Origin of the sequence: Brevundimonas sp. UBA7838, from assembly GCF_002500885.1 — a bacterium.
Classification (GTDB): domain Bacteria; phylum Pseudomonadota; class Alphaproteobacteria; order Caulobacterales; family Caulobacteraceae; genus Brevundimonas; species Brevundimonas vesicularis_C.
The window spans coordinates 1-20,054 of sequence record NZ_DLTK01000065.1 but is presented as its reverse complement, the minus strand read 5'-3'; the positions used below and the strand labels follow the sequence as shown (position 1 = coordinate 20,054).

20 protein-coding genes and 2 tRNA genes are annotated in these 20,054 nt (G+C 65.9%); 13 read left to right on the top strand and 9 right to left on the bottom strand.

Translation table 11 applies throughout. The features are described 5' to 3' along the window. Together B3T77_RS05070 and B3T77_RS05065 are read left to right on the top strand one after the other, a co-directional pair. Positions 1-383: SPOR domain-containing protein (locus tag B3T77_RS05070; protein ID WP_292077842.1), on the top strand; the 383-nt coding region annotated here is incomplete at its 5' end. A 61-nt stretch (positions 384-444) separates the two neighbouring features. Then, positions 445-1,509 (top strand): PA0069 family radical SAM protein, encoded by a 1,065-nt coding sequence (locus B3T77_RS05065; RefSeq protein WP_292077840.1) that lies wholly within the window; start codon positions 445-447, stop codon positions 1,507-1,509. Here B3T77_RS05065 and B3T77_RS05060 read toward each other — a convergent pair. Beyond that, on the bottom strand, positions 1,506-1,901 hold the full coding sequence (locus tag B3T77_RS05060; RefSeq protein WP_292077838.1) for a hypothetical protein: 396 nt from the start codon (positions 1,899-1,901) through the stop codon (positions 1,506-1,508). The genes B3T77_RS05065 and B3T77_RS05060 overlap by 4 nt on opposite strands. Before the next feature lie 2 nt (positions 1,902-1,903). Beyond that, on the bottom strand, positions 1,904-3,148 hold the full coding sequence (locus B3T77_RS05055) for a class I SAM-dependent RNA methyltransferase (RefSeq protein ID WP_292077836.1): 1,245 nt from the start codon (positions 3,146-3,148) through the stop codon (positions 1,904-1,906). Positions 3,149-3,344: 196 nt separating this feature from the next. Between B3T77_RS05055 and B3T77_RS05050 the strand changes: the two genes are divergently transcribed. Next, positions 3,345-4,007 (top strand): glycine zipper 2TM domain-containing protein, encoded by a 663-nt coding sequence (locus B3T77_RS05050; RefSeq protein WP_292077833.1) that lies wholly within the window; start codon positions 3,345-3,347, stop codon positions 4,005-4,007. Positions 4,008-4,169: 162 nt separating this feature from the next. Here B3T77_RS05050 and B3T77_RS05045 read toward each other — a convergent pair whose 3' ends face one another. The 5 genes from B3T77_RS05045 to B3T77_RS05025 form a co-directional block, all read right to left on the bottom strand. Then, positions 4,170-4,901, bottom strand: a complete 732-nt coding sequence (locus B3T77_RS05045) for a TlyA family RNA methyltransferase (protein WP_292077830.1) — start codon at positions 4,899-4,901, stop codon at positions 4,170-4,172. A 21-nt stretch (positions 4,902-4,922) separates the two neighbouring features. Continuing rightward, positions 4,923-7,649: a valine--tRNA ligase gene (locus B3T77_RS05040; RefSeq protein WP_292077828.1), complete on the bottom strand. Its 2,727-nt coding sequence runs from the start codon at positions 7,647-7,649 to the stop codon at positions 4,923-4,925. Between the two features lie 82 nt (positions 7,650-7,731). Then, positions 7,732-8,337 (bottom strand): DUF2497 domain-containing protein, encoded by a 606-nt coding sequence (locus B3T77_RS05035; protein WP_292077826.1) that lies wholly within the window; start codon positions 8,335-8,337, stop codon positions 7,732-7,734. Positions 8,338-8,469: 132 nt separating this feature from the next. Next, positions 8,470-10,005, bottom strand: a complete 1,536-nt coding sequence (locus B3T77_RS05030; RefSeq protein ID WP_292077824.1) for a TolC family outer membrane protein — start codon at positions 10,003-10,005, stop codon at positions 8,470-8,472. A 140-nt stretch (positions 10,006-10,145) separates the two neighbouring features. Next, the gene (locus tag B3T77_RS05025; protein ID WP_292077821.1) at positions 10,146-10,775 is read right to left on the bottom strand and encodes a protein-L-isoaspartate O-methyltransferase family protein; all 630 of its coding nucleotides are present in this window, start codon (positions 10,773-10,775) and stop codon (positions 10,146-10,148) included. Positions 10,776-10,909: 134 nt separating this feature from the next. On the opposite strand from B3T77_RS05025, the gene B3T77_RS05020 reads away from it, so the two are divergent. Continuing rightward, positions 10,910-10,983: transfer RNA gene (locus B3T77_RS05020), tRNA-Cys, on the top strand. 48 nt (positions 10,984-11,031) lie between these two features. Here the strand turns inward: B3T77_RS05020 and B3T77_RS05015 are convergent. Next, positions 11,032-11,865, bottom strand: coding sequence for a TrmH family RNA methyltransferase (locus B3T77_RS05015; protein WP_292077816.1), 834 nt, complete (start codon positions 11,863-11,865; stop codon positions 11,032-11,034). Positions 11,866-11,909: 44 nt separating this feature from the next. Here B3T77_RS05015 and B3T77_RS05010 point away from each other — a divergent pair. The 7 genes from B3T77_RS05010 to mnhG all read left to right on the top strand — a co-directional run bounded on the left by B3T77_RS05010 (position 11,910) and on the right by mnhG (position 18,156). Beyond that, positions 11,910-11,984 (top strand) — tRNA-Asn (locus B3T77_RS05010). A 219-nt stretch (positions 11,985-12,203) separates the two neighbouring features. Further along, positions 12,204-15,122, top strand: coding sequence for a monovalent cation/H+ antiporter subunit A (locus B3T77_RS05005; RefSeq protein ID WP_292077815.1), 2,919 nt, complete (start codon positions 12,204-12,206; stop codon positions 15,120-15,122). Continuing rightward, positions 15,122-15,463, top strand: coding sequence for a Na+/H+ antiporter subunit C (locus tag B3T77_RS05000; RefSeq protein ID WP_055754915.1), 342 nt, complete (start codon positions 15,122-15,124; stop codon positions 15,461-15,463). Before B3T77_RS05005 ends, B3T77_RS05000 begins: the two co-directional genes overlap by 1 nt. After that, positions 15,460-17,055, top strand: a complete 1,596-nt coding sequence (locus B3T77_RS04995) for a monovalent cation/H+ antiporter subunit D (RefSeq protein WP_292077809.1) — start codon at positions 15,460-15,462, stop codon at positions 17,053-17,055. The genes B3T77_RS05000 and B3T77_RS04995 overlap by 4 nt, the downstream gene beginning before the upstream one ends. Next, positions 17,052-17,540 (top strand): Na+/H+ antiporter subunit E, encoded by a 489-nt coding sequence (locus B3T77_RS04990; RefSeq protein WP_292077807.1) that lies wholly within the window; start codon positions 17,052-17,054, stop codon positions 17,538-17,540. The genes B3T77_RS04995 and B3T77_RS04990 overlap by 4 nt, the downstream gene beginning before the upstream one ends. Next, the gene (locus tag B3T77_RS04985; RefSeq protein WP_045810222.1) at positions 17,537-17,818 is read left to right on the top strand and encodes a K+/H+ antiporter subunit F; all 282 of its coding nucleotides are present in this window, start codon (positions 17,537-17,539) and stop codon (positions 17,816-17,818) included. Before B3T77_RS04990 ends, B3T77_RS04985 begins: the two co-directional genes overlap by 4 nt. Then, positions 17,815-18,156 carry a monovalent cation/H(+) antiporter subunit G gene (mnhG, locus tag B3T77_RS04980; RefSeq protein WP_292077805.1) on the top strand — a complete coding sequence of 114 codons (342 nt, stop codon included), beginning with the start codon at positions 17,815-17,817 and terminating at the stop codon, positions 18,154-18,156. The genes B3T77_RS04985 and mnhG overlap by 4 nt, the downstream gene beginning before the upstream one ends. 116 nt (positions 18,157-18,272) lie before the next feature. Here the strand turns inward: mnhG and B3T77_RS04975 are convergent, their stop codons facing one another. Then, complete coding sequence (locus B3T77_RS04975; RefSeq protein WP_292077803.1) at positions 18,273-18,995, bottom strand: hypothetical protein; 723 nt, start codon at positions 18,993-18,995, stop codon at positions 18,273-18,275. 111 nt (positions 18,996-19,106) lie between these two features. On the opposite strand from B3T77_RS04975, the gene B3T77_RS04970 reads away from it, so the two are divergent. Continuing rightward, on the top strand, positions 19,107-19,712 hold the full coding sequence (locus tag B3T77_RS04970) for a TIGR00730 family Rossman fold protein (protein WP_292077801.1): 606 nt from the start codon (positions 19,107-19,109) through the stop codon (positions 19,710-19,712). Positions 19,713-19,817: 105 nt separating this feature from the next. Beyond that, on the top strand, positions 19,818-20,054 hold a 237-nt coding region (locus B3T77_RS04965), incomplete at its 3' end, for a CC_3452 family protein (RefSeq protein ID WP_292077799.1).

The following is a 20,054-nucleotide window of genomic DNA, read 5'->3' as shown; positions in this document are numbered from 1 at the left end:
CCTCCTCCGCTACGCGCGGGCCACGCAATGTCACCGCTTCGCTGAACGGCGCCCCGGCCAATGCCGCTGTCGCGCCGTCCACCACGCCCCGTCGTTCTGCGTCGTCTGCAACGCGTGAACCGACACGCGCCGCGCCCAGAACGCCGGCCGGTCGCTGGGCGGTGCAGGTCGGCGCCTTCCGCGAGGAAAAGGTGGCGACCGACTGGCTGACCGAGGTCAATCGCCGCTTCCGCGATCAGTTCGCCACCGCCGAACGCAACGTCCAGACCGCCGGCGACTGGTATCGCTCGCGCTTCGTCGGCCTGTCCGAAACCGGCGCAAAGTCCGCCTGCGAGGCGCTGGCTGCGCGTCGCGTGACCTGCATGGTCATCGGCCCCGACTGAACCAAAACCTCTAGAACAAATGTTCTTGCTTTGTTCTATCTGATGTCGCATCGTCCTTCCCATGGAAACCGCCAAGGGAAGAGGCGCGCGTTCGAATGTCAGCGGCCGCTACGAGCCTGAGCAGCATCAGTCGTTCGATGACGGCTGGACGCAAGACGACGCCGAGGCCGCGCCACTGCGCACAACCCTCACCCCTGAACACGCCCGCACCATCATTGCCCGGAACGACAGTCCGGACATCGGCTTCGACCGCTCCATCAACCCGTACAAAGGTTGCGAACATGGCTGCATCTACTGCTACGCCCGTCCGTCCCATGCCTGGATGGGCCTATCCCCGGGCCTGGATTTCGAGAGCCGGATCTTCTTCAAGCCCCAGGCCGCAAGTCTGCTGGAACAGGCGTTCCTCGCACCCCGATACCGATGCAAGCGCATCCACATAGGCGGCAATACCGACCCCTATCAGCCGGGTGAACGTGATCTGAAATCGACGCGCTCGATTCTGGAGGTCATGCAAAGATTCAGGCATCCGTTCAGCATCATCACCAAGTCGGTGTTGATCGCGCGCGATGCCGACATTCTGGGCCCGATGGGCAAGGCGGGGCTGGCCTCGGCCTTCGTCTCCATCACCACCCTGGATCGTGGGCTGGCGCGGGCGATGGAGCCGCGCGCCTCGACCCCCGCCAAGCGGCTGGAGGCGATCAGCCGCCTGGCCGACGCCGGTTGTCCGGTCGGGGTCGGGTTCGCCCCCGTCATTCCCGGTCTGAACGACCACGAACTGGAAGCCATCCTGGAAGCCGCCGCCAAGGCCGGGGCGACGCGGGCCATGTATGTCACCCTGCGTCTGCCGCTTGAAATCAAGGATCTGTTTCGGGAATGGCTGGCCGACGCCCGCCCGGATCGCGCCGCGCGCGTCATGTCCCTGATCCGCCAGACGCGTGGGGGCAAGAATTATGACGCCGACTGGTCTCAGCGGATGAAGGGAACCGGCCCCGTCGCCGAACTGATCGGAACGCGGTTCAAGGCCGCCGTCAAACGCTACGGCCTCGATACGCCGCACCGCCTGCTGGACGAAACCCAGTTCCGCGTGCCCGCAGACGCTCGGCCGCAGTTGGAGTTGTTCGGTTAGTCGTCCGCCGCGGAAGGGTCGATGGCGCGCGTGACCAGATCGCGCCAGGTGGGGTCGGTGTCATCGACCAGATCGACATCCTCCATCAGGGCCACCGCGCCCTCCCCGTCTGGCAGGATCAGACCCAGGATTTCCATCTCCTCGCCATCGGCGCCGAGATGGCTTTCGGCCTGAACGGCCACCGCCGCCTGTTCGCCGTCCTCTTCCCACCAGATGACCGGCTGGGGCAGATCCATGACGATGGGACGCGGATCGTCGGTTTCGCCCAAGGCGAACACCGCACGTCTCGCCTGAACGTCGTCCAGCGTCGCCACGGCACCGGTGAACGGCTTTAGCCGCATCCAGTCGTCGGCGTCGAAACCGCCGCCATCCTCTTCGCTCGTGTCGTCCAAGGTCATCGTTTGAAAACCCCCACCAGTTCGACGTGCGAGGACCACAGGAATTGATCCACCGGGGTCACCGTCTCCAACGTAAAACCGGCATCGATCAGCACCCGCGCATCACGCGCAAAGGTCTGAGGGTTGCACGATACGCCCACGACGACGCCGGCCTTGGTGTCCGCGATCTGAGCCGTCTGGTCGATCGCGCCGGCCCGCGGCGGATCGAACACGATGGCGTCGCATCCCTTCAGGTCATAAGGATTCATCGGCCGACGAAACAGATCGCGCGCCTCGGCCGTTATGGCCTTCATCCCTTTGGCCGAACCGACGGCGGCCTTCAGCGCATCGATGCCGGGCTTGGACGCGTCCGCTGCGATCACCGGCGCGACCGTGGCCAAGGGGAAGGTGAAGGTCCCGGCGCCGCAGAACAAATCGGCGATCTTCTTGGCGCCCTTCACCGCCGTCAGCGCGCGAGACACCATCGCCGCCTCGGCCTGAGGGACCGCCTGCAGAAATCCACCCGCCGGCAGGGCCACGGTGGCAGGGCCGAACCCCACCTTGGGTTGGCGCGCCATCACCAGGGTGTCGCCCGCCAGGCTCAGGCGCGCCAGATCGGCCCGGTGCGCCGCCTCGATGGCCTTCATCTGCGCGTCGGCCGACAGGCCTCCGCCCGAGCGCCGTTCGACCCCGGTCACATCCACATCCAGCCCCGACAGGGTCCAGGTGACGTGCAGGGTCGGCGCGGACTTCGGATGTTCGAAAAAGGCGGCCGCGACCTGGGTCAGCGCCGGAATGGCCGCCACGATCCGGGGATCGGCGACCGGACAGGCCTTCACCTCGACCAGCCGCCAGGAGCGGCGCGCCTTGAAGCCCAGCACGACCCGTCCATCCTGGATGCGACGGGCATGAAGCGCAAGGCGACGACGACTGGCCGGCGGAGTCGCCACCGTCGCCTCGATCTCGGTCTCGATCCGCTCGCGCGCCAGGGCCAGTCGCACCTGTTCTCGCTTCCAGTCCAGATACGGCCCCTCGGACCAATGCTGAAGCGAGCAGCCGCCACAATCGCCATACTGGGGCGAGACCGGTACGATCCGGTCGGGGCTGGGCGTGATGATTTCGACCTCTTCCAGCCGCCCGTCCACGACCACGCCGCGCACCGTTTCGCCGGGCAAGGTCAGGCCGGCGAACACCGGGCCAGACGGCGTCTGGGCGACGCCGTCGCCTTGGCCGCCGACGCGGTCGATGGTGAGGATATCCATCGGCGGGCTTCTAGCCGCAGGTCCCCCTTCGCTCAAGCCACAGGGCCATCGCGGCAGGTTCGCTGAACATGAACGAAGATGAACGAACCGATCAATTGCCGTTCAGCTTCGCCGTCGTAAATCCTCGTGCAACGAGACACGAGGCTTTGCCGTTAACGTTTGACGGAAAACCGTTCGGTCCTCAGAGGGTTGGAAAATGCGTCTCACGAAAACATCGATCGCCGCCGTCGCCGCCCTGGCGTTCGGCGTCACGGCCGCCCCGCTTACGGCGTCGGCCCAAAACTATTACGGCAGCGGCTACAGCCAGAACTACGGCACGGGCGCCTATAGCCGATCGTACGATTACAACAGCGGCCGCTATTACGATCCTTGCGCGCGTGAGCGCCAAGGTCGCACCGGCGCCGGCGCGGTGATCGGCGGTGGCGCGGGCGCCGTCATCGGCTCGCAACTGGCTGCACGCGGCCGCCGCACCGAGGGCAGCATCCTGGGCGGCGTGCTCGGCGCTGTCGTCGGGTCGCAGGTCGGTCGGTCCAGCTCGGACGCCTGCCGCAGCTATCAAAGCAGCTATGGCTCAAACGGCTACTACGCCCAAGGCTACAGCCAACCTAGCTACGGCTATTACGACGATCGTTACACCGGCGACCAAGGCTATCGCTACGACGATTACGACCGTCGCGACGACTATGCCTACAGCCGTGGCGGCTATTACGACGACCGCTCGCGCCCGGTCGACGCCTATCAGAATTCAGACGGATGCCGTCTGGCCGAAAGCCAGATCCGTTTGCCAGATGGTCGCACGGACACCCGCTACGTCCGCACCTGCCCCGACCAGTACGGCCGCTATCGCGTCGTCGATTAATTTTCAGCCCCCCTGTCGATCGACGACGTGACGGAGCCGCCGGAGGAGCAATCCTCCGGCGGTTTCTCTTTGTTTCAGGGGCTATCGGCCGTTGGCCTACTTGAGCCCTTTTTGGGGCTATCGGCCGTTGGCCTACTTGAGCCCGTTTTTGGGGTTACGGCCCTAGCCTGGCTTCTTCGCCCAGAGCAGGAACTCGACATTGCCTTCGCCGCCGGTGATCGGGCTTTCGGTTGTCGCCTGAACCGCCCAACCCAGCGCTTCCAGCCAGTCGCGCACGCGCTCCACGGCGGCCGCATGCGCCGTCGCATCCTTGATCACGCCCTTCTTGCCGCCGCCCGGGCCATCGGCCTCGAACTGCGGCTTGATCAAGGTGACCAGATCCGCGCCAGGCGTCGCCAGATCAAGCGCGACCGGGAGAACCTTGATCAGGCTGATGAAACTGGCGTCGCAGACGACCAGCGACGGCGGCTGCGGGATCAGATCGGGCGTCAGGTCGCGCGCATCGGTGCGCTCCAGATTGACCACGCGGGGATCGGACAACATGCGTGCGTGCATCTGCCCGAAGCCGACATCGACGGCGAACACCTTCGCCGCGCCGCGGTTCAGCAAAACCTCGGTAAAGCCGCCGGTCGATGCGCCGACATCCAGCGCCACCCTACCCTCGACGAGAACGGGCCACAGGGTCAGAGCGTGGTCCAGCTTCAGCGCGCCGCGCCCGACCCACGGGTGGGCGGGTTGGGCCTCCAGCGCGATGTCGTCCGCGAACTGTTCGGACGCCTTCCGCACGATCACGCCGTCGGCCAGAACCAGCCCTGCCTCGATCGCGGCGCGCGCCTGCGATCGGCTGTCGAACAGGCCGCGCGCAACCAGAAGCTGATCAATCCGCGTCTTCACAGCCTTGCTTTCATCAGGGCGTCAAAGCGACGCCAGACGCGCCAGCGCCGCCTGTAGCTTGACCTTGCCTGCCTCGGCCTCGGCCAGCTTGGCGCGCTGTTCGTCGACGACTTCCGGCGCGGCGCGAGACACGAAGTTAGGATTGCCCAGCTTCTTGTTCACATGGCCGATGTCGCTGTCGAAGGCGGCGATTTCCTTCTCCAGACGGGCCCGTTCGGCGGTCACATCGATGATGCCCGCCAAGGACAAGGCGATGGTCGAACCGCCGGACACGAAGGTCACGGCCCCTGTCGGCGCCGCGTCCGCAGAACCGACCTCGGACACCCGGCCCAGGGTCAGGATCAGATCGCGATGGCGGGCGATTCGCTCAACCGTCACGGCGTCGGGCGCGACAAAGGCCAGCGGCGGCTTGGCCGACGGCGGCACGTTCATTTCGGCGCGCAGACCGCGAATCTCGCCGACCAGATCGACCAGCCAGCCGATCTCAGCTTCGGCCGAAGCGTCGATGAAGGCGTCCGGCAGCACCGGCCACTCGGCGCCGATCAGCAAGCCATCGCGCGCCGGGCCCTCCTTGCCCAGTTCGGCCCACAGTTCCTCGGTGATGAAGGGCATGACCGGATGCAGCAGCTTGAGCGTCTGATTCAGCGTCCAGGCCGTCATCGCCCGCGTCTCGGTCTTTGCGGCTTCATCGGCGCCCTGGAAGACAGGCTTGGCCAGTTCCAGATACCAGTCGCAGAAGACGTTCCAGACGAAGCGGTACAGGGCGCCCGCCGCATCGTCGAAGCGTCCGCCTTCGATGGCCTCGGACACGGCGCGTTCGGCCTTGGTCAGCTCGCCGCGGATCCAGCGGTTGATCGTTTGATCGACGCTCGCGGGATCGAAGCCCGCCACCCGGCGCGCCTCGTTCATTTGGCTGAAGCGGGCGGCGTTCCACAGCTTGGTGCCGAAGTTGCGATAGCCCTCGATCCGCTGCTTCGACAGCTTGATGTCGCGCGTGCCCGACAGGATGGCCATGGTGAAGCGCAGCGGATCAGCGCCCAGCTCGTCGATGATGCCGAGGGGGTCGATGACGTTCCCCTTCGATTTGCTCATCTTCTGGCCCTTCTCGTCGCGCACGAGGCCATTGATGATGACGCGCTTGAACGGCACCTCGCCCATGAAGTGCTGGCCCATCATCATCATCCGGGCGACCCAGAAGAAGATGATGTCCGCCGCCGTGACCAGGTCGCTGGTCGGATAGAAGCGCTCCAGGTCCACGGTCTTCTCGGGCCAGCCCATGGTCGAGAACGGCCACAGGGCCGAGGAGAACCAGGTGTCGAGAACGTCCTCGTCCTGGGTCAGGGCGACCTCGGAATCATAGTCGGCCATCGCCTGTTCGCGGGCGTCCTCCTCCGTCTCGGCGACATAAATCTCGCCGTTCGGACCATACCAGGCCGGGATGCGGTGCCCCCACCACAGCTGGCGCGAGATGCACCACGGCTCGATGTTGCGCAGCCATTCGAAATAGATCTTCTCGTACGATTTCGGCTCGAACACCGTATCGCCCTGCTCCACCGCCTTCAGCGCGGGCTGGGCCAGGACCTTGGCATCGACGTACCACTGGTCTGTCAGCCGCGGCTCGATAACGACGCCGGAGCGGTCGCCATGCGGGACGACATGTTTGGTTTTCTCGATCTCGCGCAGCCAGCCCTCTTCCTCGGCGCGGGCGACGATAGCTTTGCGCGCGGCGAAACGGTCTTGCCCGACGTAGTCCGCAGGCACGTCGGGCGTATCGACGTCCGTGATGCGTCCGAAAGCGTCGAGGATATTCAGCGACGGAAGACCCGCCCGCTTGCCCACGCCGAAGTCGTTGAAATCATGCGCTGGCGTGATCTTCACCGCGCCCGAACCCTTGGTCGGATCGGCATAATCGTCGGCGACGATGGGGATGCGACGACCGGTGATCGGCAGGGTCACGAACTTGCCGACCAGTCCGACATAGCGTTCGTCATCCGGATGCACCGCCACAGCGGTGTCGCCCAGCATGGTCTCGGGCCGGGTCGTGGCGACGACGATGAAGTCGCGCGTCTCCCACTCCGTCGCCTTGCCGTCCTCGTCGAAGGCGACCGGATGCTCATAGGTGACGCCATCGGCCAGCGCATAGGCGAAGTGCCAATAGGCGCCGTCCACCTCGCGCTGCTCGACCTCCAGGTCCGAGATGGCGGTCTGGAAATGCGGGTCCCAGTTCACCAACCGCTTGTCGCGATAGATCAGGCCTTCCTTGTGCAGTTGCACGAAGACCTTGCGGACCGCGGCGTTCAGCCCCTCGTCCAGGGTGAACCGCTCGCGCGACCAGTCGCACGATGCGCCGAGGCGGCGCAGTTGACGCACGATGGTCCCGCCACTTTCGGCCTTCCATTCCCAGATTTTCTCGATGAAGGCGTCGCGGCCCATGTCGCGACGCCCCACATTGCCGGCGGCGGCCAGCTGGCGCTCCACCACCATCTGGGTGGCGATGCCGGCGTGGTCCGTGCCAGGCAGCCACAGCACCGCCTTGCCCTTCATCCGGTGATAGCGGGCAAGGATATCCTGCAGCGTATTGTTCAGTGCATGGCCGATATGCAGGCTGCCGGTCACGTTGGGCGGCGGAATGACGATCGAATAGGCCTCGGCGGCGCCGTCGGTGCGGGGCGCGAACAAGCCGCTCTCTTCCCACTGGGCGTAAAGGCGGGGCTCGGCGGCCTGGGGTTCGAAAGTCTTCTCAAGCATTGGCGTCTGGTCTTTTGCAAAATGCGAAAGGGCGGCCCCTTCAGGAGCCGCCCCTCGGATTAGTCTGGGCTGAAGCGAAGGGCTAGGCGCTGCGCGCGATGCGTTCGACTTCCTTTTGTACCGCCGCCTGGACGATGCCGGGCAGGTTGTTGTCCAGCCAGTCCTTCAGCAGCGGGCGCAGCATCTCGGCGACCATGGCCTCGACCGTGTTGCCGCTGACGAAGGGCAGGTCGCCCGAGGCCGACGGAGCCGGCTCAGGCTTCTTGAAGCTGGCGGCTAGGCCCGCAAAGGCCGAGGCCGCACTGGCGGCGGCGCTGTCGCCGACCAAGGTGTCATAGGCCGGGGCCGGCTCGGGAGCCGATTCGTAAGCCGGCGCGGGTTCAGGCTCGGGCTGATAGGGCGGGGGCGAATGCTCGACCACGTCCAGATCGCCGATGGTCTCGGCCGGCGCTTCATAGCGGTCGGTCAGTTCCAGCACATCGTCTTCGACGGCGGCGGGTTCCGGCGTCGGCTCGACCGGGGCGGCGAAGACGGTTTCGGCCGCGATCGGCTCGGGAACCGGCTCAGGCGTGGCTTCCGGCATCGCGGCCGCCGGCGTTTCGGCCGGGGCCTCGTCTTCGGAGATGATCCGGCGAATCGACGCCAGAATCTCTTCCATGGTCGGTTCCTGGGCGGACTGATCGGTCATGGCGCAACCTTGGGCGAGGCCTGGGGTAGAAGGGGTTGGGCGCCGAGCGATGGATCGCTCGAAACCTGTGCCTTGTCGTCGCATCTTCGTCCGTCGGAATCAACGGGCGGTTTCCGTCCGTATTCGACGCGGTCAGTTCTGCGGCGCCGTGCGCACGACCTCGCCCTTGAGCTGAGCGTCGATCGGCGCGTCGGCGGTGTCCGGCGTGGTCACGATCGGCGGCGAGGCCACGCGGTCCAGCGTCTCGATCACGCCGTCCCACGGCAGGCCGCCGCGTCCCTTGACCTGGTCGTAGTTCGCAGCCGGATCATAGACCTCGATCGTCGGGTTGAGCGCCGGGCCTTCCAACTGGCCCATGGCGGCCAGCAGCGAAGCGCGGGCAACGTATTCGGCGGCGCGGGCGCTGGCGACCGAAGTCTGGGCATTGCGCAAGGCCAGTTCCTGATTCAGCACGTCCAGCGTGGTGCGCAGGCCGACCTGGGCTTCCTGGCGCACGCCTTCGGCCGCGACCGATGCGGCGCGAACCGCTTCTGTGCCGGCGGCGACCGTGGCGCGGGTCGACAGCACCTGGGCATAGGCCGAGCTGACATTCTGCAGCACGGTGCGGCGCTCACCCTCGATGCCGATCTGGGCCGCGTTGGCGCGCTCCAAAGCCTGGGCGACACGCGAGCGGTTCAGACCGCCGGTGAAGAGCGGCACGGACAGGGTGGCGCCGGCGGTGAAGCTGCGGCGATCGGCCAGTTCGCCCAGGTCGCCCAGATCATTGGTCGATCCGCCATAGGAGGCGGTAGCGCGCACCGACGGCAGATATTCCGAACGGGCGGCGGCGACGGCGGCCTCGGCGCTTTGCAGTTGATAGGTTGCGGCGAGCACAGCGGGATTGCGCTGCAACGCCGTCTCGATGGCGACGTCGAAGTCGCCGGGAACCTCCGGCAAGACCGGCGCGGCTTCCAGATCGGCCGGCGACTGTCCGACGACGGCGGCGTAGGCGGCGCGCGACGTGGACAGCTGGGCCTGGGCGTTCGCCAGGTCGGCTTCGGACTGCGCCTGCGAAGCTTCGGCCTGAGCCACGTCGGTGCGGGTGATCTCACCGACTTCAAAACGGGCGCTGGTTTCTTCCAGCTGGCGTTGCAGCACCGTCAGGTTCTCCTGGCGGATACGCAGGATTTCCATGTCGCGGGTGACGTTCACATAGGCCTGGATCACCGACAGCATGACCGACTGTTCGATCTCACGCAGGTTCTCACGGCCGGCCAGGACGCTGGCGCGGGCTTGGTCGATGGCGCGCGAGGTGCGACCGGCGGTCCAGACATTCTGACTGACGCTCACGCCGACATTGGCGCCTTCGGTTTCGGACGATGAGGTCGTGACCTGGGTATCGGGTATGCCGTCTCCGTTCGTATCGACGAACTGGGTCACGGCGGGAAAGTCGCTGCGGGTATAGTCCACGCCGGCCGAGGCGCCGATGGTCGGGCGCAGGCCCGACCGCGCCTGAACCACCGTCTCGTCCAGCGCACGCTGGTTGGCGCGCTGGGCCAGCAGGTTGGGGTTGGTCCGATAGGCCAGGGCGATGGCGTCCTGCAGCGTCTCGGCCCAGGCCGGCGCGCCCAGACCGGTCATCACGGCGACCACAGCGGCCGAAGCCAGCACACGCGAGCGTTTCAACATTGTCCGTCCTTGCGTGACGCTCCGAAGAACGCCCGAATGTTTTCTCAAGCGTAACTGCGGCCTGACCGAACCACACGCCAGTTAAGTTTTCTTCACGGTTGCGAACGGGATTTCCGCCGCAACCGCGCGTCTCTTTGGTCTTACAGCGCGAAAGTGGGGGCGGGCTTCAGCTCGGCAAGGACCGCTGGCGACGAATCAAACAGTTCGCGGCGCGACAGCCCTTCGCGCGTCTGAACATACAGGGCCGCCTTGCCGATGCCGCCGCGGCGTTCGACCACGACGATCCGGCCGCCGGGACGCAGGGCCGCGCCCCACGATTCGGGCAGGCTGTCGACGCCGCCTTCGGAAATGATCAGATCCCATCCTTCGCCGCTCGGCTGAGCCAAGGGCGCGCCGACCGTGGTTACGCCCGCTTCGGACAGGGCCTCGCCGACCACGGCGAAAACGGCGTCGTCCGACTCCTGAGCCGTGACACTGACACCCATACGGGCCAGCAGGGCGGCGGCATAGGGCGCGGCGATCGCCAGGGCCTTCTCGCCTTCGCGTGCATCGGCCGCTTGCAGCAGCTTGGCGACGTCGCGCGCAGGCATCAGGCGGCGCTCGCCCGCGATCACCACCGATTCTTCGGAATAGGCGGCGAAGGCGCGATCAGGCGCGCAGAACTTCTCACGCGGCACAGCCATCATGGCCAGGTGAATCGCGCGATCCGTCACGTCGTTCACTCGCACCTGCGAGTCGACCATGGCCTTGCGCTCTGCGGTGAAATCCATCTGTAGGCAGCCTTCAACGATAATCCGGGAGGAAATCTCGCGCGCTTATAGGTCCGTGCGTTGCAGCGGACAATCCGATCTGATAGCGAACGCCCCTCGCGATGACCGCCCCCGAGAAATCGGGGACAAAAAGCGGCCTGATGGCGGAGTGGTGACGCAGAGGACTGCAAATCCTTGCACCCGGGTTCGATTCCCGGTCAGGCCTCCATCGCGACGATACGGACGAAGGCCGCCCCTCGGGGCGGCCTTCGCGTTTTCAGCTTCCAGCAAGCGCCGTCGTCGTCAGGTGATGAAGCGCAACCGCACTGGTCGCCGCGACATTCAGCGAATCGAACCCGCCCGCCATAGCGATGCCGATCGGCCGGCAACGGTCGATCAAATCCTTGGGTAGCCCCGGCCCTTCTGACCCCAGCATCAGAGCGACCGGTCCGGCGCGCCTGTAGTCCGAAAGCCGCTCGGTCGCCGAAGGCGTCAGCGCCAACACCTCGACGCCGGCCCGCTGCAGGGCCTCGATAATGTCTGTCGCGCCGGCCACGACGAACGGCGTGCGCAGCACCGCGCCGACCGAAACGCGAATCGCCTTGCGGTAAAAGGGGTCGCAGCAGGTCGGATCAAGCAGCACCGCCGTGGCGCCGAACGCGGCGGCGTTCCTGAACAAGCCGCCGACATTGTCGTGGTTGCCGATCCCGCTGGCCACAACGAACACGTCCTGCGGCCTGATATCCGCCAGCATTTTGTCCAGCGACAGCGGCTCGGGCTTTTGGCCCAAGGCCAGAATGCCCCGGTGCAGTTCGAAACCCGCGATTTGGTCCAGCACGGCTTGGCCCGCAACATAGACGGGCGTCGCGGGCGGCAGAGACGTGATGACATCGCCCAAGGCCGCAACGCGCTTTTCCGCCAGCAGCAGCGACAAGGGCCGGCAGCGCGACGCCGCCGACGCCAGTCCACGCACCACCACCTCCCCTTCCGCGATGAACAGTCCTTGACGACCCGTCAGATCGCGCTCTCGGATATCGCGATAGGCCGCAACACGCGGGTCTGCGGGATCGTCGATAAATATCGTTTCGATTGGCTCGTTTTCCCATTGCAAGATCGGAACAGCCGCTGCTATACGCCCGCCTCCCGAGCAGATGTTCCGCAGTAGCTCAGTGGTAGAGCAGCCGACTGTTAATCGGCTGGTCGTAGGTTCGAATCCTACCTGCGGAGCCACTCGGGGTAAAGACTGAGGCCAGACAAGGCGTTAGGTCAAAAACTTTCCATAATACCTGATCCTTCTCGCACGACGACCGAGCTGCTGGGCGCGGACGTGCCGCGATCTGGTGTCGCTTTGACGCACACCGCCCCTGTCCGTAGATCAAAGCGAACCTTGGCCAACCTTGAGCGTTGGCAAAGCTATTCCTCACGATCCAGGAGAGACGCCCCGCCTCGATGTCCATCAGCTTCCTTCTCGTCGTCATCCTGGTCCTGCCGTTCCTTGGCGCCATCGTCGCGTCCGGCTTGCCGCGTCACGCACGCACCTCCGCCGCCATCCTGTCGTGGGTCGTGGCCTTGGTCAGCCTGGGGTGTCTGGCCGCGCTATGGCCAATGTTCCAGGACGGTGAGACGCTGCGCTACGAAATCCCGTGGCTGCCGTCGCTGGGCGTCAATCTCGTGTTGCGACTGGACGGACTGTCGTGGCTATTCAGCGCCCTGATTTTGGGGATCGGCGCCTTGGTGGTGCTTTACGCCCGCTACTACATGTCTCCGAAGGATCCGGTGCCGCGGTTCTTCTCCTTCCTGCTGGCCTTCATGGGCGCGATGCAGGGGGTGGTGCTGTCCGGCAATCTGATCCAGTTGGTGGTCTTCTGGGAGCTGACCAGCCTCTTTTCCTTCCTGCTGATCGGCTATTGGCACCAGAACCCCGCCGCGCGCGAAGGGTCGCGCATGGCGCTGACCGTGACGGCCACTGGCGGCATCGCCCTGCTGGTCGGCATGATTCTGATCGGACGGATCGTCGGCAGTTACGACCTCGATGTCGTCTTGGCGTCACGTGAGGCGATTCAGACCAGCCCGCTGTATCTCCCGGCGCTTATTCTGCTGCTGCTCGGCGCGATGACCAAGAGCGCGCAGTTTCCGTTCCACTTCTGGCTGCCGCGCGCCATGGCCGCGCCGACGCCGGTCAGCGCCTATCTGCACTCCGCCACCATGGTGAAGGCTGGGATCTTCCTGCTGATCCGCTTCTGGCCCGTCCTGGCGGGGTCCGAGAGCTGGTATCTGATCGTCGGCGGCATGGGTCTGGCGACGCTGCTGCTCGGCGCCTGGTGCGCCATCTTCCAGCATGATCTCAAAGGCCTGCTGGCCTATTCGACGATCAGCCATCTGGGCCTGATCGTGCTACTGCTGGGACTGGGCAGTCCTCTGGCCTGTATCGCGGCCATCTTCCACACAGTGAACCACGCCACCTTCAAGGCGTCGCTCTTCATGGCCGCCGGCATCATCGATCACGAGGTCGGCACGCGGGATATGCGCAAGCTGAGCGGTCTTTTCCGCTTCATGCCTTTTACAGCGACCTTGGCCATGGTGGCCGCAGCCGCGATGGCGGGCGTGCCCCTGTTGAACGGCTTCCTGTCCAAGGAAATGTTCCTGGCCGAGGCGGTGGCCAGCGCCCATACGCACGGCCTGAACATGCTGCTGCCCGCCCTGGCCACCTTGGCCAGCGCCTTCAGCGTTCTGTATTCACTGCGTTTCATCCACGCGACCTTCTTCGGTCCGCCGCCGACAGAGCTGGATCGCATCCCGCACGAGCCGCCCGCCTGGATGCGCCGTCCCGTGGAGGTGCTAGTCGCCCTGTGCCTGGTCGTCGGCATTTTCCCGGCTGTAACGGTGGGGCCGTTCCTGAAGAGCGCCGCCGTTTCGGTGCTGGGCTTCGACCTGCCCTATTACAGTCTGGCCCTGTGGCACGGATTCAACCTGCCGCTGGTGCTGAGCCTTTTCGCCCTCGCCGGCGGCGTGGGTCTCTATGTCGTCTTCGGCAAACGCATCAACGCCAACCCGCGCGGCGGACCGTGGGGCTGGAAGCGTCTGAACGGCGGCTGGTTGTTCGAGCGAACCATGACCGGCCTGTTCAAGGGCTCGGAGGCGATGGTTCGTCTGTTGGGGGCCACACGACAACAGGCACAGCTGAGGGCCATCGTCTTGGTCGCCCTGCTGGCGGGCGGGCTGGCGGCGATCGGCGCCGGATTGGTGATCCGCCCGATCATGCCGACATTGACCCTGTCAAACTGGGCCTTCGCCGGTCTGTGGCTGCTCGGCGCCAGTTGTGCAGTCGCAGCGGCATGGCAGGCGAAATATCACCGACTGGCCGCCGTGGTTCTAATGGGCGGCGCAGGTCTGGCCAGTTGCCTGTCCTTCGTCTGGCTGTCGGCGCCGGATCTGGCCGTGACCCAACTGCTGGTCGAGGTCGTGACCACCGTCCTGCTACTGCTGGGTCTGCGCTGGCTGCCGAAGCGGCTCGAGACCATTCGCCTGCCACAGGCCATGGAGAAGCGGTCTCGCCGCCGTCGCCGCATCGACCTGATCATCGCCGCCGCCGTCGGCGCGGCCTTGGCGGCCATTTCCTACGCCGTCATGACGCGACCATCGATCGAGGGGATTTCGCGCTTCTTCGTCGAGCACGCCTATAAAGACGCGGGCGGGCGCAACATCGTCAACGTCATCCTGGTCGATTTCCGCGCCTTCGACACCTTCGGCGAGATCACGGTTCTGGGCATTGTGGGCCTGACCATCTTCGCCCTGCTGCGCCGCTTCCGTCCCGCCGACGACACCCTGTCAAATCCCAGTCAGCAGAGCGTGCAGGACGCCTCAGACCGCGATCACGAGACGCGATCGGAGGGCGACACGCTGAAGGAAACCATGCTGATCCCCCGCGTTGTCATGCGCTGGATCTTCCCCTTCATCATCCTGCTCGCCGTTCACCTGTTCCTGCGCGGGCACGACCTGCCGGGCGGCGGTTTTGCGGCGGGCGTGGCCCTGTCGATCGCCTTCATCCTGCAATATATGGCCTCGGGCGCCCGGTGGGTCGAAGAGCGGCTGGCCATCCGGCCCATCTTCTGGATCGGCGCGGGCCTGGTGATCGCCGCCATCAGCGGGATCGGATCGTGGCTGTTCGGTTATCCCTTCCTGACCTCCTGGTTCCAGTATGCCGACCTGCCGATCCTGGGACGCGTGCCCTTGGCCAGCGCCGTGCTGTTCGACTTGGGCGTGGTCGTTCTGGTCGTGGGTGCCACGGTCCTAACCCTCGTCGCCCTAGCGCACCAGTCGCTGCGCAAGCCCAAACAGAGAGACAACGAGGAGGGTGAGCTGTCATGATGGAGCTGGTTCTCGCCCTCGCCATCGGCGTGCTGTCGGCCTCGGGTGTCTGGTTGCTGCTGCGCCCGCGCACCTTCCAGGTGATCATGGGGCTGTCGCTGCTGTCCTATGCGGTCAACATCTTCATCTTCGCCATGGGACGGCTGAGGTCGGGCGTGCCGCCCGTGCTGGCGGGCGAGGTCTCCGACCCCGCGCGCTACACCGACCCCACGCCGCAGGCTCTGGTCCTGACCGCGATCGTCATCAGCTTCGCCCTGACGGCGCTGTTCCTGGTCGTCATTCTGGCCGCGCGCGGCATCACCGGCAGCGACCATGTCGATGGCAAGGAGCCGGACGCATGATCGACTGGAACGCCCATCTGATCATCGGCCCCATCGTCCTGCCGATGATCATCGCCTCAGCCATGCTGCTGCTGGACGAGCGTCGCCGAACGCTGAAGGCGGCGCTCAGCTTGAGCGCTATGGCCGCCATTCTGATCATGGCCTTGGTTCTGCTGCACGAAAGCGCAAACGGCGCCGTGGGCGGCGGCGATACTGCGCGGGTCTATCGCCTGGGATCGTGGGCTGCGCCCTATGGCATCGTCCTGGTGGCCGACCGGCTGTCGACGATGATGGTCGCGCTGACCAGCGTTTTGGGCGGATGCGCCCTGATCTTCGCCTTGGCGCGATGGGACCGGGCGGGGCCGCGCTTCCACGCCCTGTTCCTGCTTCTCATCATGGGGGTGAACGGCGCCCTGCTGACCGGCGACCTGTTCAACCTGTTCGTCTTTTTCGAGATCATGCTCGCCGCCTCGTACGGACTTGCCCTGCATGGGTCGGGCGAGGCGCGTGTGCGGGCAGGCGTGATCTATATCGCTGTCAATCTGACCGCGTCCTTGCTGTTCCTGATCGGCGTCAGCCTGATCTACGGGGTAATCGGCACGCTGAACATGGCGGATGTTGCAACGCGGGTTGCGACCATCTCAGTGGATGACCTGGGACTGTTTCATATCGGAGCGGCGGTGCTGGGCACGGCCTTTCTGATCAAGTGCGCCATGTGGCCCCTGGGCTTCTGGCTGACCCCGACCTATTCGGCGGCCAGCGCGCCGGCGGCGGCGGTCTTCGCCATCCTCTCCAAGGTCGGGGTCTATGTGGTCATCCGCCTCAGTCTGCTGCTGTTCGGCGCCGACGCGGGCGCCTCCGCCGGATTTGGCCTGACCTGGCTGTTCGTCGGCGGACTGGCGACCATAGCGTTCGGCACCTTCGGCCTGATCGCCTCTCGCGATCTGTCGCGCGCCGCCGGGTTCGGCGTGATGATTTCTTCCGGCACCGTTCTGGCCAGCCTGGGCGTCGGCGATGCGGCGACCCTCAGCGGCGCGCTCTTTTATCTGATCGGCTCCACCCTGGCCTGCGCAGCCCTGTTTCTGCTGGCCGAGATCCTCCAGCGTGGACGTGAGGCCGACGTCGGCGAGGCGCGCGCTGTTTTCGATGACGAATATCGTGATCCGTTCGACGACGAAGAGCGCAACGAGCCGGGCCTGGTCATCCCGGCGGCTGTCGCGGCCCTGGGCGGGGCCTTTCTGATCTGCACCCTGATGGTTGCCGGCCTGCCGCCTTTGGCCGGCTTCGTAGGGAAACTTTCTATGATCAGCGCCTTGGTCGGCGTTGGCGATGCGGCGGCCTGGACGCTGGCAGCCGTGCTTTCCGTGTCCAGCCTCGGCGCCTTGATCGGCCTGACCCGCCTTGGCGTCGGCGCCATCTGGACGCGCGACGAGGATGCGCCGGCCTTCGTCGTGGGTGCGGCCGAGCTGACGGCGGTCGCCGCCCTGCTCGGCGCCTGCGTGTTCCTGGCCATCTTCGCCGGGTCCGCCCTGATCTACACCGACCACACGGCGGCCTGGCTGGCCGAACCGCAAGGCTATATCCATGCCGTCCTGGGTGGAGGCGGCCGATGAGACGCATCCTCCCCTACCCCATCCTTTCACTAGGCCTGTTCGTCGCCTCGATCCTGCTCAGCGCCTCGGTCGCGCCGCCGTCTCTGGCGCTCGCCGTGCTGCTGGCCCTGCTGGCGCCGATCATCATGTTGGCGCTGGGCGTGGATCGCGTGCGGGTGAAGGCGCCAATGGCCATAATGCGGCTCGCCATCGACGTCATCGGCGACATCGTGCGCTCCAACTGGGCGGTGTCGCACATCATTCTGGGGCGGCGACGGCATGAGCGCACATCCGGCTTCATCCATATCCCGCTGGACCTGCGGGACCGATACGGCCTGGCGGTCCTGGCCATCATCATCACCTCGACGCCCGGCACCTTGTGGGTCGAGTATGAGTCCGCCACCGGTCGTCTGCTGCTGCACGTGCTGGATCTTGTGGATGAAGAGACCTGGGTGCGGCTGATCAAGGATCGCTACGAGCGCCGGCTGATGGAGATTTTCGAATGACGGCGGCGGTGCTGACCTGGGGCCTGGGCCTGGCCCAGCTGATGCTGATCTGCGCCATGGGCCTAGCGGCATGGCGGATCATTCACGGTCCGCGCGCCCAGGATCGCGTCTTGGGCATGGACACGCTTTATCTGAACGGCATGCTGCTGGTGGTGGTGTTCGGCATCCGCACCAACAGCCAGCTTTATTTCGAGGCCGCGCTGGTGATCGGCATGTTGGGCTTCGCCGCCACCGTGGCCCTGGCCAAGTTCCTGATGCGCGGCGAGGTGATTGAATGACCCAAGCTGACGTTCCCGCATGGGCCGCCATCATCGTCGTCGCCCTGGCCGTCATCGGCTCGGGCCTTTCGCTACTGGGCGCGGTTGGGCTGGTTCGGCTGAAAACCTTCTACGAGCGCGTCCATGCCCCGACACTTGGGGCCACGCTAGGCATGGCGCTGGTCCTGCTGGCCTCAATCGTCTGGTTCACGACCGTCGAGCGGCGTTTCATGCCGCGCGAAATCCTGATCGGCCTGTTCCTGACTGTCACGACCCCGGTCACCCTGATCCTGCTCGCCCGCGCCGCCCTGTTCCGTGATCGCACCGACAGGGTCAAAGACACGCCGAGGAAGGGCTGATCGGCCGGCGAAAAAGAAGCCCGGCGGGGGCGCCGGGCTGCAAGCAGGTTCGGTGATGGTGTCCCTGAGGACGGCCCATTCCTTAACCGAAACGGATTCCAGATCGTTAAGTGCGTTCAGTCCGGCAGCCAAGTCGTCTGACGTCCCGCTGGATCGACGGGCCATGTGATCCGCCAGCCCGCCCCCGCCCGCTCGATCACGAAGCTCCCAGCCGCGCCCGCGCCCGGATAGTCGAAGCGCTTGCCATTCACCGTGATCGTCGCCGGACCCGACTGTCCGATGACCGCCCGCCAGCGGCCGCGCCCGATCGCCGTCGGCGCCATATCTGCGCCGTTGATATTGACCGAGGGAGCCGCCCCATTTGTCCGGCCTGAAACCATCAGAGTCGCACCGTCCGAATCCACCGCATCCAGCCCTTCGGCGCCATCGAGGCGAACAGTCGGTTGGCCAGCGGCAATCAGGGTGACGGGACCGGCCCCGCCCTGGATCACTACCAGGGTCTCGGGCGAGACGGCTGCGTCCTCGCCCACCTGCACCTCGGGCGTAAAGCGCACATCGCCGCTCAGAGGCGGCAGTCGCAGTTCGAAACGCCCCGCGCCGTCCGCCGTCGTCGCCACGGCCGCAGCATCCGGCGCACGCAGCACAACGCGCGCATTGGGCCCCGCCCCGCCGCGCAGCACCAGGACGCCGTTGTCGCGCGTCACGCCGTCGATCTGGGGCGGGCGAACCCAAGGTGAGGCCTCGTCGGCGCCCGTTGGCCCCGCCACGCCGCCCTGCTGATCGGAGCAGGCTGCGGCAGCCAGGACCGCGACACACGCGACCATCATCCGACGTTTCATCCTGCGCCTCTACGATATAGGACTGGCGACCCAGCGGCTCGAGCCTGTGTTAGCTTGAGCGCCGTCGGTTTGGCCATGGCCAGGCCGCCTATTCGTTTTCTTCGAGGCTTCATGTCCCTGCCCCCCGTTTCGTTCCTGCCGTTCGACGGCTCTTCCGTCTGCCTGTTCTGCGGCGCATCCGAGACCGCCGACCCTTCCTATACCGAGGCGGCCTACGCCTTCGGCAAGGCGGCGGCCGAGGCCGGCTGGCGGCTGGTCTATGGCGGCGGCGGCGTAGGCCTGATGGGGGCCTCGGCGCGCGGCGCGCATGAGGCGGGCGGCCGGGTCGTCGGCATCATGCCGGCCTTCCTGCGCAGCCGCGAACGCCTGTTCGACGAGGTCGAAACCGTCGTCGTCACTTCGATGCACGAACGCAAACAACTGATGTACGACCAGTCCGACGCCTTCGTGGTCGCGCCCGGCGGCATCGGCACCCTGGAAGAGGTCGTGGAGTTGCTGTCTTGGAAGCGGCTGGACCTGCACCACAAGCCGGTCGTCTTCCTGAACCTGAACGGCTTCTGGAACGGCTTCTTCAACTTGATGAAGCACAGCGTCGCAGAAGGAATGACGCCGCCGTCGTTCCTGGACGCCTGGACCGTCGCCGAAACCGTCGAAGAGGCGATGGCGCAGGTTCAGGCCGGCGGCGATGCGCCGCAATTGAAACATGATCATCGATAAGTGATCATCGCTCATAATCCACTGCGCACGTCTTGACAGTTTTTATCGAAAACTGACATGGGAGCGCAGCGGCATGACGCCGTTCTTCATTTCGGAGAGTTTCCAATGCGCGCTCTGCTGATCGCCGCCGCCCTGTTCGTCGCCGCCCCTGCGGTCGCCCAAGCCCCCGCCGCCACCAGCCTGACGCTGGCCGACGCCGCCAAGGCGCCCGCACGCGCCACCATCATCGACGGTGCTCGTTGGTCCTGCGAAGGCGCGACCTGCACCGCTGCTGGCGGCACGGAACAGCCCGCGACGCGCGCCTGCCGTCGCGTGGTTCAGAAGTTCGGTCCCGTGACCGCC

Bases quoted from the DNA above. Each gene is read 5' to 3' on its own strand.
- mnhG (WP_292077805.1), top strand. From the start codon at position 17,815: ATGACCCAAGCTGACGTTCCCGCATGGGCCGCCATCATCGTCGTCGCC.
- B3T77_RS05050 (WP_292077833.1), top strand. From the start codon at position 3,345: ATGCGTCTCACGAAAACATCGATCGCCGCCGTCGCCGCCCTGGCGTTC.
- B3T77_RS05025 (WP_292077821.1), bottom strand. From the start codon at position 10,775: ATGGATTTCACCGCAGAGCGCAAGGCCATGGTCGACTCGCAGGTGCGA.
- B3T77_RS05000 (WP_055754915.1), top strand. From the start codon at position 15,122: ATGGAGCTGGTTCTCGCCCTCGCCATCGGCGTGCTGTCGGCCTCGGGT.
- B3T77_RS04975 (WP_292077803.1), bottom strand. From the start codon at position 18,995: ATGAAACGTCGGATGATGGTCGCGTGTGTCGCGGTCCTGGCTGCCGCA.
- B3T77_RS05055 (WP_292077836.1), bottom strand. From the start codon at position 3,148: ATGGATATCCTCACCATCGACCGCGTCGGCGGCCAAGGCGACGGCGTC.
- B3T77_RS05005 (WP_292077815.1), top strand. From the start codon at position 12,204: ATGTCCATCAGCTTCCTTCTCGTCGTCATCCTGGTCCTGCCGTTCCTT.
- B3T77_RS05035 (WP_292077826.1), bottom strand. From the start codon at position 8,337: ATGACCGATCAGTCCGCCCAGGAACCGACCATGGAAGAGATTCTGGCG.
- B3T77_RS05030 (WP_292077824.1), bottom strand. From the start codon at position 10,005: ATGTTGAAACGCTCGCGTGTGCTGGCTTCGGCCGCTGTGGTCGCCGTG.
- B3T77_RS04970 (WP_292077801.1), top strand. From the start codon at position 19,107: ATGTCCCTGCCCCCCGTTTCGTTCCTGCCGTTCGACGGCTCTTCCGTC.
- B3T77_RS05040 (WP_292077828.1), bottom strand. From the start codon at position 7,649: ATGCTTGAGAAGACTTTCGAACCCCAGGCCGCCGAGCCCCGCCTTTAC.
- B3T77_RS04995 (WP_292077809.1), top strand. From the start codon at position 15,460: ATGATCGACTGGAACGCCCATCTGATCATCGGCCCCATCGTCCTGCCG.
- B3T77_RS04985 (WP_045810222.1), top strand. From the start codon at position 17,537: ATGACGGCGGCGGTGCTGACCTGGGGCCTGGGCCTGGCCCAGCTGATG.
- B3T77_RS04990 (WP_292077807.1), top strand. From the start codon at position 17,052: ATGAGACGCATCCTCCCCTACCCCATCCTTTCACTAGGCCTGTTCGTC.
- B3T77_RS05065 (WP_292077840.1), top strand. From the start codon at position 445: ATGGAAACCGCCAAGGGAAGAGGCGCGCGTTCGAATGTCAGCGGCCGC.